Consider the following 14,645-nt stretch of genomic DNA (forward strand, 5'->3'; position numbering starts at 1 on the left):
TCTTCTCGGCTCGCCGCGCCACGCGACGATACCCGCATCCGCCGTGGCGTGACCGGCTGACCGAGCCCGTCCCCCGCTGCCCCCGGCATCCGTCACCCGTCCTCCTGCGTCGAGAACACGCGATAGCACCGTGCAAGCGCGCAGAACGGTGCCATCGCGTGTTCTCGACGTGGAAGTTCGCTCCACCGCCGGGGTGCTGCCGCGGACGTCCAGGCGCGGCCGCTCAGCGCGCCGGCGCGGCCGACGCCGCCCGGGCGTCGAGCGACGCGAAGTAGTCCAGAGACTGACGGGAGCCGTTGACCAGCGCCCGGAGCCCGTGCCCGGCGCCGCCGGCCTCGCCGGCGCCCTGGGGCAGGTACGCCTCTTCGAGCGCGCGCGAGATGCCGGAGGCCGCCACCGCCAGCAGCTCGATCTCGGGCTGAGCGGACGTGCCGTCGTTCGGCACGACGACGCCGATCGCGGCGTGGGTCCGCCCGCGCGCGCTGATGACCGGCACCGCGATCCCCCGCGACTCGGGGTGGATGTGCCCTTCGGTCACGGCGAAGCCGTCGGCGCGGATCCGGCGGAGCCGGGCGCGCAGCTCGTCGCCGTCGCGGATGGTCGCCGGCGTGTAGTGGGGCCACCCGCCCGCGATCACCTCGTCGACGATCCCGGGGGACGCGTGGGCCAGCAGCACGAGTCCGCTCGAGCTCACCGCCAGCGGCACGCGGCCGCCGATCAGCGTCGCGTTGACGACGGCCTCGCGGGTCGAGAGACGCTCGATGAAGAGCACGTCCCGGCCGCTCAGCACGCCGAGCTGCGTGTGCTGGCGCACCCGCGCGTGCACGGCCTCGAGCCACGGGCGCGCGAGCTCACGCAGCCCGACCGCGCCCGGGGTGCGCGACGCGAACTCCCACAGCCGCACGCCGAGCCGGTACGAGCGGTCGGGCATCCGCTCGAGCAGCCCTTCGCGTTCCAGCTCGGCGACGAGCCGGTGGGTGGTGGATGCCGGCAACCCGGTCACCTCGGCGATCTCGGTCAGCGTGAGGAACGGGCGCAGGATGTCGAACGCCTGCAGCACGCGGAGGTGCTTGTGCAGGACGGATTCGCCGTCCGAGCCGCGCGCCATGGGCGGACCCGTTACGCCACCCCGGCGGTGCGCCAGCCGCCGTGGTACTCCTGCCGCGCCGTGACGGCGTACGGCACCGGACTCACCACGGCGCGCACGGCGATCTGCTCGTGCGGCTCGACCGTGGTCTTGCCCGAGCCGCCGTCCGGCTCGCCCCACACCACCCGCACCTCGGCGCCGATCGGCACGTCGCGGTCGACGGTGGCCAGCGACAGCCCGCGCCGCTCGTTCGCCGTGACACCCGTGAACAGCGACAGGCCCACGACGTTGTCGCCGGCATCCAGTACCGCGTCGTAGTTCGACGAACCGTAGTTCGCGTTCGGCAGGTCGAAGAACTGGTACCCCGGACCCTCCCGGTCGATCACGGAGGTGAGGATGCGGCCGAGGTCCTCGTCGTTCCAGGCGAGCGTGACCTTCTTGCGCTGCCGCTCGGGGTCGAGCTTCTCGAGGGCCTCCCGGCCGATGAAGTCGTGATCGAACTTCACGAACGAGCCGTAGCCGAGGTCCCACGGGTTGAGGTAGTAGTCCTCGATGTCGTCCGACACGAACGAGCCGGCCAGCGCGTTGATCGCCTCGTAGCTGGTCGCCGGCAGCCACTCGCGATAGCGCCGCTCGATGTCGCCGCCGGTGTAGATCGCCGGCAGCGGCGAGGGGATCCAGCCCGACTCGAGCGTGTTCGACGAGTACGCGCGCGAGCCGCACGGCTCGATGCCGAACTCGCGACCGGCCTCGAGCACGGCGTCGCGGATCCGGCCGTGCTGCTCATACGGCCCCCAGATCTCCAGGCCCGGCGCCCCGGCCATGCCGTGGCGGAGCGTCCGCACCTGCTGGCCGGCGATCTCGAGCTCTCCCATGTGGAAGAAGCGCACCTGCTCGACCTCGCGGCCGGCGAGCTTCTCGATGATCTGCCACGCGTTCGGGCCCTGGATCTGGAAGCGGTAGAACTCGCGGGTGACCGCCTGTCCGTACGGGCGCGACGGCGACCGGTCGTCGTACCGGGTCTCGACGTCGTAGCCGCCCGTCTCGGCGTGGAACTGCAGCCAGTTCGCACCGGGGGCGCGGCCGACGTACACGTACTCGTCCTCGGCCAGGTGGAACAGGATGCCGTCGCCGATCACGCCTCCCGTCGACGAGGTCGGCACGAACTGCTTGGCGGTGTTCACGGGGAAGTTCGCGAACGAGTTGATCCCGGTGTCGGAGAGCAGCTTCAGCGCGCCGGGCCCCGTCATGAAGAAGTTGACCATGTGGTGCGTCTGGTCGTAGAGCACCGCCGTCTCGCGCCACGCCTTCTGCTCGCGGCGCCAGTTCGTGAACTCCGCGGGGACCACCGGGTAGATGTACGTCCCGAGCTGCGAATTGCGCAGCATCTCGACGACGCTCCCCCCGGTGCGTTCCTGCAGCAGCTCCTGGAGATTGCTGGCCATGGATCCCCCGACTTCCTCGTCTGCCGTTCGTACCGCGGGTCTGACCGCGATGCTACGTGGGCCTGATACCTATATCCAGAGGTATTTGGTCGCCACGATTGTAGACAATATGTTGACCATTCCGCCAGGGGTGTGGTTCGCTGGGCCCCATGACGGACACCGCCGACACTCTCCTCGTGGTCAGCGCCCACGCCGGCGACTTCGTGTGGCGGGCGGGCGGCGCGATCGCCGCCGCCGCGATGCGCGGCGAACGGGCGGTCGTGGCCTGCCTGTCGTACGGCGAGCGCGGAGAGTCCGCGAGCCAGTGGCTGCAGGGCAAGGGCCTCGACGAGATCAAGGCCCTCCGCCGCGACGAGGCCGAGGCCGCGGCATCCGCCCTGGGTGCCGAGATCGAGTTCCTCGACCTCGGCGACTATCCGCTCATCGAGTCCCGCGAGGCGATCGCCCGGCTCGTCGACCTCTACCGCCGCGTGCAGCCGACCATCGTGCTGACCCACACGCTGCGCGATCCGTACAACGGCGACCACCCGGCGGCGGCGCGCATGGCGCTCGAAGCGCGCGTGCTCGCCCAGGCGATCGGCGTCGCGAACTCGGACGGGTCGTTCCCTGCGCAGGACGAGATCATCGGCGCGCCCCCGGTCTTCTTCTTCGAGCCGCACCAGCCCGAGCAGTGCGACTTCACGCCCGACGTGCTGCTCGACATCACCGACGCGTTCCCCCGCAAGCAGGCGGCGATGGAGTGCCTCCCCGCGCAGAAGCACATGTGGTCGTACTACACCGACCTCGCGGTCCGCCGCGGCGTGCAGCTCAAGCGCAACGCGGGCCCGAACCTGGGCCTCCCCCACGACACGATGGGCGAGGCGTACATGCGGTACTTCCCGCAGGTCACCGGGAGGCTGTCGTGAGCGGACGGATGCCGCGATGAGGCCCGTCGTCGTCACCGGCATCGCACGGGCCGACGCCGCCACCGCCGACGCGCTCGGCGCGCACGGAGTCGCGACGGTGCACGAGGCCCAGGGCCGCACGGGACTCGTGGGTCCCGGCATCCGTCCCATCCAGGACGGCGCGCGCGTCGCGGGCACCGCCGTGACGGTGCTGAGCTGGCCCGGCGACAACCTGATGATCCACGCGGCGATCGAGCAGTGCCGCGCGGGCGACCTGCTGGTCGTCGCGACGACCTCGCCCTCGACCGACGGCGCCTTCGGCGACCTGTTCGCCACCGCGCTCCAGGCCCGCGGCGTGCGGGGCCTGGTCACGACGACGGGCGTGCGCGACGTGGCGGATCTTCGCGCGATGGGCTTTCCGGTGTGGTCGGGCGCCGTGCACGCGCAGGGCACCGTGAAGGCGACGCCGGGCTCGGTGAACGTGCCCATCGTCGTCGCCGGTGCGACCGTGCGCCCGGGCGACGTCGTCGTCGCGGACGACGACGGCGTCGTGGTCGTGCCCCGCGAGAGCGCGTCCGCCGTGCGCGCGGCGGCCGATGCCCGGGTCGCGAAAGAGGCGGCCGACCGCGCGGCCTACGGGTCGGGCGCGGAGCTGAGCCTCGACCGCAAAGGGCTGCGCCCACTCCTCGCCGAGCTCGGCGTCGAGTACGTGACACAGGCCGACTACGAGGCCGACTACGAGGCACGGCACGATGGCGGCCGCTGACACGGGCGGGACGGATGCCGTGCGCGACGGCATCCGCTGCATGCTGATGCGCGGGGGGACGTCGAAGGGCGCCTACTTCCTCGCGGACGACCTGCCCGCGGACCGGGCGGCGCGCGACGACCTGCTGCTGCGCATCATGGGCAGCCCCGACCCGCGCCAGATCGACGGCATCGGCGGCGCGCATCCGCTCACGAGCAAGGTCGCGATCGTGTCGCGCTCGACCGCCGAGGGCATCGACGTCGACTACGTGTTCCTGCAGGTCGGCGTCGCCGAGGCGACGGTGGGCGACGCGCAGACGTGCGGGAACCTGCTCGCGGGCATCGGCCCGTTCGCCGTCGAGAGGGGCCTCGTCCCGGCGACGGGCGAACGCACGGCGGTCCGCATCCGGCTCGTGAACACGGGGGATGCCGCGACCGCAGTCTTCCCCACGCCCGGCGGCCGCCCCGACTACGACGGCGACGTCGCGATCGACGGCGTTCCCGGCACGGCGGCGGCCGTCTCGCTGGAGGTCGGCGGCGGACCGGACAAGCCGCTGCTGCCGACCGGCGAGGCGACGGACGAGATCGACGGCCACGCCGTGACGCTGATCGACAACGGCATGCCGGTGGTGCTGCTGCGCGCCGACGAGTTCGGCGTGGACGGCACCGAGACGCCCGGCGCGCTGGAGGCCGACACCGAGCTCGCGGCCCGCATCGAGCGCGTCCGCCGCGCCGCCGGTCCGCTCATGGGCCTCGGCGAGGTCGCAGAGCAGACGGTGCCGAAGGTGATCCTGCTCTCGCCGCCCCGGCACGGCGGGGCGATCTCGACGAGAGCCTTCATCCCGGCGCGCGTGCACACGGCGATCGGCGTGCTGATGGCGGCATCCGTCGCCGCGGCGCTGCGCATCCCCGGCGCCGTGGGGTCCGACATCGCCGGGCCCGTCGACGGCGACGCGACCGAGGTCGAGCACCCGGGCGGCTCTTCGCCGTCGCACGTGCGCGTCGCCCGCGACGCCGACGGCGTCTGGAGGGCGACGTCGTCCTCGGTGCGCACGGCGCGCAAGCTCTTCGACGGCAGGGTCTTCCCGAGGCCGCGCCGATGATCCCCCTGTCAGAGAGGACACCACGATGACCGCCCACACGTCGTTCGACGTCGCCCACCTCGCCCACGTCGAGCTGCTCACCCCCACACCGGACGAGAGCCGCTGGTTCTTCGAGGAGCTGCTGGCGATGCGCGTCGTCGCCGAGGACGGCGACTCGGTCTACCTGCGCACGTGGGACGAGTACCAGCTCTACACGATCAAGCTCACCGGGTCGGATGCCGCGGGCGTCGGCCGCACCTCGTTCCGCGCGTCTTCGCAGGAGGCCCTCGAGCGCCGCGTCGCCGCGATCGAGGCGACCGGTCTCGGCCGCGGGTGGGTGGACGGCGACCTCGGCTGCGGGCCGACCTACGAGTTCACCGACCCGGACGGGCACGCGATGGCGATCTTCTACGAGGCCGAGCGGTACGTCGCCACCGACGACAAGCCGGCGCTGAAGAACCAGGCGTCACGGTTCCCGGGCCGCGGGGTCAACGCCCGGCGCCTCGACCACATCAACTACCTCGCGAAGGACGTCGAGGCAGGCGGCGAGTTCCTCGCGAGTGCGCTCGGCATGCGCGAGTCCGAGCGCATCCGCCTCGACAACGGCCGGTTCGCCGCGTGGTGGTTCCACTTCTCGCTGAAGTCGTACGACGTCGTCTACTCCGACGACTGGACCAAGCACGGCAACCGACTGCATCACATCGCGTTCGCCCCCGACACCCGCGAAGACATCCTCAAGGCCGCCGACATCTTCCTCGAGAACGGCATCCACATCGAGTCGGGGCCGCACAAGCACGCCATCAACCAGACGTTCTTCCTCTACGTGTGGGAGCCCGGCGGCAACCGCATCGAGTTCGCGCAGGCCGGCGCCCGGCTGCTGCTGGACCCCGATCAGCCCGTGGTCGAGTGGTCCGAGGCCGAGCGCCGCAAGGGCCAGGCCTGGGGCATGAAGACGATCGAGACCTTCCACACCCACGGCACCCCGCTCGTCTGAGCCCGTCCCTGATCCGCGAGAGTGCACCTGGTCGCCGAGGGAGAGGGAACCTCCCTACCTCTCGTCCACCAGCTGCACTCTCGCCGACACGGCGGCCCCGGTGGTTGAGCGAGGGAGCGCGGCGAGCGAGACGAAACGCCCCGGGTCAGCGCCAGACGTCGGCCGCGATGTCGGTGACCTCGCGCACCTTGGCCCACTGCTGGTCCTCGGTGAGCAGGTTGCCCTCCTCGGTCGAGGCGAAGCCGCACTGAGGACTGAGGGCGAGCTGCTCGAGCGGCGCGAACGCGGATGCCTCGTCGATGCGCTTCTTCACGGCATCCACGTCCTCCAGCTCACCGCTCTTGGACGTGATGAGCCCGAGCACGACTGTCTTGTCTCCCTCGGGGAGGAAGCGCAGCGGCTCGAAGCCGCCGGCCCGCTCGCTGTCGTACTCGAGGAAGTAGCCGTCATAGGCGGTGTTGCCCAGCAGCTGCTCGGCCACCGGCTCGTAGCCGCCCGACGAGATCCACGTGGAGCGGAAGTTGCCGCGGCACACGTGGGTGGTGACGACGAGGTCGTCGGGCTTGCCGTCGAGGATGCGGTTGAGGATGCCCGCGTACCGCTCCGCGATCCCGTCGGTGCGGATGCCGCGCTCGCGGGCCTTGTCGAGCTCGACGTCCGAGCAGAGGTACGCCCACGCGGTGTCGTCGAACTGGAGGTAGCGGGCGCCGGCATCGTAGAACGCCGCCACCGCGTCACGGTAGGCCTGCACCAGGTCGTCGACGATGTCCTCGCGGCCGTCGTACTCCGGCGTGAGGATGTGTCCCGGCTCGAGGCGGAAGTCGAGGACCGTAGGCGCCGGGATGCTGAACTTGGGCACGGCGCCGGTGGTGCGCTCGAGCAGGCTCTTGAGCGAGCGGAAGTGATCGAGGAACGGGTGGCTGTCGCTGAAGCCGATCGGCCCGGTGATCTCGATGCCGCGCGGCCGGGTCTGCACGCCCTGGAACTGGATGCCGTGGTCGAGCTCGACGATGTCGACGCCGTCGAGCAGCCCGAAGAAGTCGAAGTGCCACCACGACCTGCGGAACTCGCCGTCGGTGGCGAGCTTCAGGCCGGCGTCGGCCTCACGGACCACGAGCTCGGCGATCGCGGTGTCTTCGGCGACGCGCAGCGCGTCGGCGTCGATCTGCCCGTCCGCGAAGCGGCGGCGCGCCTCGGCGAGGGCTGCGGGGCGGAGGAAGCTGCCGACGATGTCGGCGCGGAACGGCGGTGTTGACACGCTTGCGAGGCTAGCCGATGCCTCCTGCCATAGGGAAACGGGCCGTCACAATGCGCGATGATGCCCGTCGCCTGCCGCCCCCTCACCGACCGCTGCCGTCGAGATGAACGTTGACGCCCTTCCGTCGGAGCCAGTAGCTTCGGGTGGGAATATCAATCTAGTTGATGTTTTCTTTCAACGACGAAGGAAGGACCCACGATGAACGCTCCTCTCGGCCGGACCGGCTCACGCCACGAGCCCGCGCATCCTCCCGGGCACCGGCGCTGGGCCGTCGGGGCGGCTGCCGTCGCTGCGCTGGCTGCCGGCGCGATCGCCACCACGTCTCTCGCGCACGGCGCGACGGGCGCGACGGGCGCGAGCGCCAGCACGACGGCGTCTCAGAGCACGGGCGCAGCGGGCGTCGCGGGACTGCCCGACGGCATGCCCGCTGCGGCGCTGGCTCCCGAACCCGAGCTGCCCGCGCCCGCCGCCTGGGACTTCTCCGAGGCGTTCCCCCGCACCTCCGGGACGAGCCGCCTGGACGCCGGGGCGCTGCTGTGGAGCGACTGGCTGTACGACGACACCGGCGCAGGCGCCTTCACGTACGCCGATGCGGCCGCGGCGTCGAACGGCGCCGACATCTTCCGCGCCGGGATCGCCACGGATGCCGCGAATTCGTACTGGCGCATCGACTGGAACACCCTCATCGACCCTGCCGTGCCGATCGCGGCGTGGACCTTCGACACCGATGCGGATGCCGCGACCGGCGTCGCGGAGTGGCCCGCGCAGGCCGGAGCGACCTCACCCGGCATCGACTCGGCGCTGATCGTGTCGTCCCGCGGCGCGTGGCTGGTGGACGCCGTGACGGGCGACACCGTCGCGGTCGCGTCCGTCGGGGGCGCGCTCAGCGTCGACGTCGTCGCGCGCTCATTCGTCGTGACCGTCCCGCACGATGCCCTCGCGGTGGACGGGACGTGGACCGTGCGGCTCGCCGGCGGCATCGCCGACGCCGAGGGCACCGGCTTCGCGGCGGCGCCCGAAGCGCCGGACGGGACTCGGATCTACAACGCCGCGTTCCGCGACCTGGCGGACGAGCCGCACCTCGTCGGCGGCTTCCGCGACGCCTCGACGCAGTGGAGCAACGGCCGCCAGTCCGAGCAGCTGCGCGACGGCGTCATGAACGACTTCTCGGTGGACGTCGACTGGGCGGCATTGGCCTCGGGCACGAGCACTCCCGAGACGATCCCGGCCGGCTACTCGACGCGGTGGTACGTCTCCAGCGTCGAGATCGCACAGGGCCGAGACCCGGGCGCGCGAAGGAGCCCCGGCCCTCAGGTCCTCCCCGCCACCTTCTGGGGGCGCGTGCAGCCCTACACGATCTACGTGCCGGAGTCGTACCAGCCGGGATCGCCCACGCCGCTGACGATCCTGCTGCACGGCGGCGACGCCAACCACAACGGGTTCGCGGGGGACCACAAGGATGCCGTGTACGTCCCCGTGTGCGAGCAGCGCGAGTCGATCTGCCTCAGCCCGATGGGTCGAGGGCTGTCGACGTGGTACATCAATCACGGCGAACTCGACGTGTGGGAGGCCTGGGCACGTACCGCCGACGCATTCTCGCTCGACCCGGACCGCACCGTCATCGGCGGGTTCTCGATGGGCGGAGTCGGAGCGACGCGGTTCCTGACCACCCATCCGGAGCTCTTCGCCGGCGGTGCCATCGTCTCGGGCGCCGGCTACTACAACTCCGCCGGCCAGCGCGACCGCGAGGGCGCCGAGCTGCGCCTGGAGAATCTGGGTCACCTGCGCACCTTCCTGGACTCGGGCAGCCGCGACATCGCCCTGACCAACACCCAGCGATGGGACCGAGCGGCCGAGGCCGCCGGCATCCCGTACCGCGCCAACTACTACGACGGCGCCGACCACGGGATGCTGGGCACGAGGATCGGCTGGAGCGAGGTGGCCGAATACCTCGACCCGTCCCGGACCCGCGAGCCGAACCCCGGACGCATCGTGTTCCGCTGGGAGCCCGGCGACGAGCGAGCCGACCTGGGGATGCCGGTGGATCGCGCGTACTGGCTCGAAGGGCTGGAGGCTCGTGACGCGGCCGCCCGCTGGAGCCGCGTCGAGGCGCGCTCCCTCGTGCTCGACACCGGGATCGTGCAGGCGCAGCTCACCGACACGACCACGGTCATCGACGGACGCACGGTGCAGGTGCGCAACCAGCGGCTCGTCACGGTCGGCGCGGTGGAACCGGGCAACCGGATCGAGGTGGACGCCGCCAACGTCGCCGCGCTGACCATCGACCTGGACCGTGCCGGACTGGATCGATCCGCACCCGCCGCCGTCGCGGTGACGACCGACGGACCGACCGACGTCACGCTGCGGCGCGGCGCGCTCAGCAGCACCGTGACCCTCGCGGCGGGCGAGCATCTGCTCTCCGGCCCCGACGCGCCCACGGCCGTGCGCGCGGTCGTCTCGAACGCCGGGACGCGCGTGCACTGGAAGCCGGCGTCGTCCGCGCTCCCGATCACCGGCTACACGGTGCGCGACGGGCAGGGCGCGGTCGTCTGCGAGACGCGCGCGGTGACGTGCCGCGTGGCAGGGCACGAAGAGGGCGAGACGTTCGACGTGACGGCGACCAACATCGTCGGCACGTCCGAGAGCACGCCTTCCGGCAGTCGCTGACGGCCCGGTGGCTGCGGTCCGCGGGGGCGGCCGCAGCCACCGTTCCCGCCTCGCCGGCCGTCGACGGGCTCAGAACACGTACTCCATGAGGTCGGTGCCGAGGATGCGGAACGCCTCGTGCGCGCGCATGCGGTGGTAGATGGAGAGGTCGTCGAAGCACACGATGAGGGCGTACGAGACGCCGGCGCGCGGACCGGCCAGCACGCCCGCCTCGACACGGATGCCGGCATCCCGGCCGGTCTTGTTGACGAAGAGCAGACCGTGCTCGTCGTTCTCGTGCGAGAACGGGTCGAGGCCGGTCGCCGAGGCGACGAGCGAGAGGTCGTGATTGAGGCTCAGCCACTCGGCGACCTGAGCGCTGACGCCCGGAGAGACGACCTGCGAGTTGACCAGAGCCGCGAACACCTGCGCGAGCTCGCGCGAGGAGCCCAGGGCGAAGTGCGGGGCGTCGTCGGGGCCGCGCTCGTCGCGGAACCTGTCGAGCAGGGCCGACCGCGCCAGGCCGAGCTGCTCGATGCGCGCCCGCACCGCCGGCAGGCCCACCCTCGACAGCAGCGCGTTCGCCGCGAGGGCGTCGCCGGTCGACGCGGTCAGCACGGCGAGGTCCGACAGCGGGAGCGCCGGCGCCTTCAGGTGCTGCCACACGCCGGCCACCGCGACCGCGTCGACATGGGAGCGGTCGATGATCTCGAGCGGATCGAGCCGCCCCGACTCGAACCCGGCGGCCACCTCGATCAGCAGCGGCACGACGCCGAGCCCCGCGACCGGGAGCGTGACGAAGTCGTCGCCCGAGAGCACCGATGTGCCCCGATCGAGATCGGTGATGCGCACCGAGATCTTCGCGCCGGATGCGGCGAGCTCGTCGAGCGCCTTCAGCGTCGACGTGAACGATCGGCGGCCGACCGCCGCCCTCCTCGGCAGTCGTCTGCTGGTGCTCCGTCGCGCCCCCCGCTGCGACTCGGCATCCCTTCTGGGCTCGGTGCCCACGGGTGTCCTTCCGGTTCTTTGATTCCCAGTGTTCTTCGGATTCGGGGTGGTGTCGGTCGCACGCGTGCGGGCCGGGAGGCCCGCACGATCACCAGATCGTGACGCGCTTCTCCTCGTCGAGCCAGAGGGCGTCGGACTCGGTGACACCGAAGGCATCATAGAACGCGTCGATGTTGCGCACGATCTGGTTGCACCGGAACTCGTTGGGCGCGTGCGGATCGATCGTCAGCAGGCGGATGGTCTCGGCATCCCGCCCCTTCTGCTGCCAGATCTGCGCCCAGCTGAGGAACAGTCGCTGGATGCCGGTGAACCCGTCCAGGTCGGTGTCGCCGCCCTGCTCCCCGGCGCTGTCGGCGGAGTCGGCGATGTGGAGCCGGTACGCCTTGATCGCGATGCCGAGACCGCCGAGGTCGCCGATGTTCTCGCCGATCGTGAGGGCGCCGTTCACGTGGTGCTCGTCGGCGAGACCCTGCGGCACGAGCTGCTCGAACTGGTCGATCAGAACCTTGGTGCGCTCCTCGAACGCCGCGCGGTCGGCGTCGGTCCACCAGTCGCGCAGCGAGCCGTCGCCGTCGAACCGGCTGCCCTGGTCGTCGAAGCCGTGGCCGATCTCGTGCCCGATCACCGCGCCGATCCCGCCGTAGTTCGCGGCGGCGTCGCGGTCGACCTCGAAGAACGGGTACTGCAGGATCGCCGCGGGGAACACGATCTCGTTCATGAGCGGGTTGTAGTACGCGTTGACGGTCTGCGGCGTCATGTACCACTCGTCCCGGTCGATCGGCTGCCCGACCTTCGCGAGCTGGCGGTCGTGCTCCCACACGTGGGCACGGCGGACGTTGCCGATGAGGTCGGTCGCATCGATCTCGAGGGTCGAGTAGTCCTTCCACTTCACCGGGTACCCGATCTTGGGCGTGAACGCGTCGAGCTTCGCGAGAGCGCGCTCGCGCGTCTCGGGGCTCATCCACTCGAGGTCGGAGATCGACTGGCGGTACGCCTCGATGAGGTTCGCGACCAGCTCGTCCATCGCCTCCTTGGCCGCCGGCGGGAAGTGGCGCTCGACGTAGACGCGTCCGATCGCCTCGCCCATCGCGGCCTCGGCGAGGCTCACGCCGCGCTTCCAGCGCTCGCGGTTGACCGGGACGCCGGTGAGCTGCGTGCCATAGAACCCGAAGTTCTCGGCGACGAACTCCTCCGAGAGGAACGGCGCGGCCGAGTGCACGATCGCGAAGCGCAGCCACGCCTTCCAGTCGTCGAGGCGGTCCTCGACCAGGAGCAGCCCGAGGCCCTCGAGGAAGCTCGGCTGGTAGACGTTGATCTCGGCGAAGGCGGCGGTGTGCTCGGGCGCGATTCCCTCGAGCCACGGCGTCAGGTCGACGCCGGCGAGGGCCTGCACCTCGTCCCACGTCTTCAGGTTGTACGTCTTCACCGCGTCGCGGCTGGCGACGTTGTCCCAGTGATGGGTGGCCAGTTCGGTCTCGAGCGCGACGATGCGGTCGGCGGCGGACTCGGCATCCGTCACGCCCGCCAGCTCCAGCACGCGGTGCACGTGGGTGCGGAACGCGATGCGGGTCTCCTGGAAGTTGTCGAGGCGGTAGTAGCTCTCGTCGGGGAGTGACAGGCCGCCCTGGATGAAGAACGGCACGTAGCGCTGGGGGTTGCCCGGGTCGGGCTCGATGTAGAGGTGGATGAGCGCCGCGACCCCGTCACGCTCGAACTCGCCCACGGTGCGCAGGAACGCGGGGATGCCGTCGATCGCGTCGACCTGCGCCAGCACATCGCGCAGCGGCGCGGCGCCCAGGGCCTCGATGCGCTCGGTGTCCATGAAGCTCGTGTAGAGGTCGCCGATCTTGCGCGTCTCGGTGCCGGGCTCGGCGCCCTGCGACTCCTCGACGATCGCGTGGACGTCCTTCTCGGCCTGCTCGGCGATGAGGTGGAACGATCCCCACCGCGCCTTGTCTTCCGGGATCTCGGTGCGATCGAGCCAGGCGCCGTTGACGTGACGGAACAGGTCGTCCTGCGGGCGGATCTCGGCGCTGAGCTCCTCGAGCGCGAGACCGGAGCGGAGGGCATCGGTCATGCGTTCCAGGTTAGCCGCCCGGCGGGATGGGTTCGGCCGCGAGCCGGGGCGGTGGGGCCGCCGCTGTCGTCCTGCCCTCGTAGGCTCTCAGGGTGACGACCGCCCCCGACACGCTGAATCGCGACATCCTGCGGCTCGCGGTGCCGGCGCTCGGCTCGCTCGTCGCCGAGCCGCTGTTCCTCATCGTCGACTCGGCGCTGGTGGGGCACCTGGGCGTCGTGCCGCTCGCGGGCCTCGGCATCGCGTCGGCGGTGCTGCAGACGATCGTCGGGCTCATGGTGTTCCTGGCGTACTCGACCACGCCGGCCGTCGCACGCCGGTTCGGCGCCGGCGACCCGTCGCGCGCGGTGTCGGTGGGCATCGACGGCATGTGGCTCGCCCTCGGCATGGGCGCGGCGCTCGCGCTCGGCGGATACCTGGCGACCCCGCTCCTGGTCGGACTCTTCGGCGCGGCGCCCGACGTCGCGGAGCAGGCCGGGATCTACCTCGGCATCTCGATGTGGGGCCTGCCGGCGATGCTGGTGGTCTTCGCCGCGACCGGACTGCTGCGCGGCATGCAGGACACGGTGACCCCGCTGTGGATCGCGGGCTTCGGCTTCGCCGCCAACGCGCTGCTGAACTGGGCCTTCATCTACGGCCTCGGGTGGGGGATCGCCGGATCGGCGTGGGGCACCGTCGTGGCGCAGTGGGGCATGGTCGCCGCGTACGTCGCCGTGGTGGCGCGCCTGGCACGCCGGCACGAGGCATCCGTCCGGCCGCAGCGCGACGGCGTGCGCGGATCGGCGCGAGCAGGCGGCTGGCTGTTCGTGCGGACCGTCTCGCTGCGCATCGCGCTGCTGGCGACCGTCGCGGTGGCGACGGGCCTCGGCACCGACGAGCTCGCCGGCTGGCAGGTCGCCTTCACCATCTTCTCCACCGCGGCGTTCGCGCTCGACGCCCTCGCGATCGCGGCGCAGGCGCTCGTCGGCAAGGGCCTCGGCGCCGAGGACACGCCGCTGGTGCGGCGCGTGCTCGGCCGCACCGTCGCGTGGGGCGCGTGGTTCGGCCTGGCCGTCGGCGCCGTCATCGGCGCGCTGTCGGGTGTCATCGGGCTGCTCTTCACGGGGGATGCCGCGATCGCGGCCCTCGTGCAGCCCGCCCTCATCGTGCTCGCCGTGGCGCAGCCGGTGTGCGGCATCGTGTTCGTGCTCGACGGCGTGCTGATCGGCGCGGGCGACGCGAAGTACCTCGCGATCGTCGGCGTGCTGAACCTCGTGCCGTTCGCCCCGGTGCTCGTGATCATCGCCGTGCTGCACCCGTCCGGCGCCGCCGGGCTCGCCTGGCTCGCGGTCGCGTTCTTCGGCGTCTACATGCTGGCGCGCCTGGTCACCCTGGGCTCGCGCGTGCGCGGCTCGGCCTGGATGACCGCCGGCGCCTGAGC

11 protein-coding genes are annotated in these 14,645 nt (G+C 71.5%); 6 read left to right on the forward strand and 5 right to left on the reverse strand.

What is annotated here, in order from left to right:
* Positions 1-223 precede the first annotated feature (223 nt).
* Positions 224-1,108: an IclR family transcriptional regulator gene (locus tag IM778_RS16205; protein ID WP_194409837.1), complete on the reverse strand. Its 885-nt coding sequence runs from the start codon at positions 1,106-1,108 to the stop codon at positions 224-226.
* A gap of 11 nt (positions 1,109-1,119) precedes the next feature.
* Positions 1,120-2,532, reverse strand: a complete 1,413-nt coding sequence (gene ligM, locus IM778_RS16210) for a vanillate/3-O-methylgallate O-demethylase (protein ID WP_194409838.1) — start codon at positions 2,530-2,532, stop codon at positions 1,120-1,122.
* A gap of 149 nt (positions 2,533-2,681) precedes the next feature.
* On the opposite strand from ligM, the gene IM778_RS16215 reads away from it, so the two are divergent.
* The 4 genes from IM778_RS16215 to IM778_RS16230 are packed head-to-tail and all read left to right on the forward strand — an operon-like array spanning position 2,682 to position 6,236.
* The gene (locus IM778_RS16215) at positions 2,682-3,437 is read left to right on the forward strand and encodes a PIG-L deacetylase family protein (protein ID WP_194409839.1); all 756 of its coding nucleotides are present in this window, start codon (positions 2,682-2,684) and stop codon (positions 3,435-3,437) included.
* A gap of 16 nt (positions 3,438-3,453) precedes the next feature.
* Positions 3,454-4,182: a 4-carboxy-4-hydroxy-2-oxoadipate aldolase/oxaloacetate decarboxylase gene (locus tag IM778_RS16220; RefSeq protein WP_194409840.1), complete on the forward strand. Its 729-nt coding sequence runs from the start codon at positions 3,454-3,456 to the stop codon at positions 4,180-4,182.
* The gene (locus tag IM778_RS16225) at positions 4,169-5,263 is read left to right on the forward strand and encodes a 4-oxalomesaconate tautomerase (RefSeq protein WP_194409841.1); all 1,095 of its coding nucleotides are present in this window, start codon (positions 4,169-4,171) and stop codon (positions 5,261-5,263) included. The genes IM778_RS16220 and IM778_RS16225 overlap by 14 nt, the downstream gene beginning before the upstream one ends.
* A gap of 25 nt (positions 5,264-5,288) precedes the next feature.
* Positions 5,289-6,236: a VOC family protein gene (locus IM778_RS16230; RefSeq protein WP_194409842.1), complete on the forward strand. Its 948-nt coding sequence runs from the start codon at positions 5,289-5,291 to the stop codon at positions 6,234-6,236.
* A gap of 145 nt (positions 6,237-6,381) precedes the next feature.
* On the opposite strand, the gene IM778_RS16235 is transcribed toward IM778_RS16230, so the two are convergent.
* Complete coding sequence (locus IM778_RS16235) at positions 6,382-7,494, reverse strand: 5-methyltetrahydropteroyltriglutamate--homocysteine S-methyltransferase (RefSeq protein WP_194409843.1); 1,113 nt, start codon at positions 7,492-7,494, stop codon at positions 6,382-6,384.
* A 198-nt stretch (positions 7,495-7,692) separates the two neighbouring features.
* Between IM778_RS16235 and IM778_RS16240 the strand changes: the two genes are divergently transcribed.
* Positions 7,693-10,161, forward strand: a complete 2,469-nt coding sequence (locus tag IM778_RS16240; RefSeq protein WP_194409844.1) for an alpha/beta hydrolase-fold protein — start codon at positions 7,693-7,695, stop codon at positions 10,159-10,161.
* A 69-nt stretch (positions 10,162-10,230) separates the two neighbouring features.
* Here IM778_RS16240 and IM778_RS16245 read toward each other — a convergent pair whose 3' ends face one another.
* Both IM778_RS16245 and IM778_RS16250 read right to left on the reverse strand, forming a co-directional pair.
* Entirely contained in the window at positions 10,231-11,148 is a 918-nt protein-coding gene (locus IM778_RS16245; RefSeq protein ID WP_228484613.1) for a serine hydrolase, read from the reverse strand.
* 88 nt (positions 11,149-11,236) lie between these two features.
* Positions 11,237-13,225 (reverse strand): M13 family metallopeptidase, encoded by a 1,989-nt coding sequence (locus IM778_RS16250; RefSeq protein ID WP_194409845.1) that lies wholly within the window; start codon positions 13,223-13,225, stop codon positions 11,237-11,239.
* Positions 13,226-13,317: 92 nt separating this feature from the next.
* Between IM778_RS16250 and IM778_RS16255 the strand changes: the two genes are divergently transcribed.
* A complete protein-coding gene (locus IM778_RS16255) occupies positions 13,318-14,643 on the forward strand; it encodes an MATE family efflux transporter (protein WP_194409846.1) in 1,326 nt (441 codons plus the stop codon).
* Positions 14,644-14,645 lie beyond the last annotated feature (2 nt).

The sequence above is a fragment of the Microbacterium cremeum genome, assembly GCF_015277855.1.
Classification (GTDB): domain Bacteria; phylum Actinomycetota; class Actinomycetes; order Actinomycetales; family Microbacteriaceae; genus Microbacterium; species Microbacterium cremeum.

Coding starts and splice junctions, on each gene's coding strand:
- IM778_RS16205 (WP_194409837.1), bottom strand. CDS start 1,108: ATGGCGCGCGGCTCGGACGGCGAATCCGTCCTGCACAAGCACCTCCGC.
- ligM (WP_194409838.1), bottom strand. CDS start 2,532: ATGGCCAGCAATCTCCAGGAGCTGCTGCAGGAACGCACCGGGGGGAGC.
- IM778_RS16215 (WP_194409839.1), top strand. CDS start 2,682: ATGACGGACACCGCCGACACTCTCCTCGTGGTCAGCGCCCACGCCGGC.
- IM778_RS16220 (WP_194409840.1), top strand. CDS start 3,454: ATGAGGCCCGTCGTCGTCACCGGCATCGCACGGGCCGACGCCGCCACC.
- IM778_RS16225 (WP_194409841.1), top strand. CDS start 4,169: ATGGCGGCCGCTGACACGGGCGGGACGGATGCCGTGCGCGACGGCATC.
- IM778_RS16230 (WP_194409842.1), top strand. CDS start 5,289: ATGACCGCCCACACGTCGTTCGACGTCGCCCACCTCGCCCACGTCGAG.
- IM778_RS16240 (WP_194409844.1), top strand. CDS start 7,693: ATGAACGCTCCTCTCGGCCGGACCGGCTCACGCCACGAGCCCGCGCAT.
- IM778_RS16250 (WP_194409845.1), bottom strand. CDS start 13,225: ATGACCGATGCCCTCCGCTCCGGTCTCGCGCTCGAGGAGCTCAGCGCC.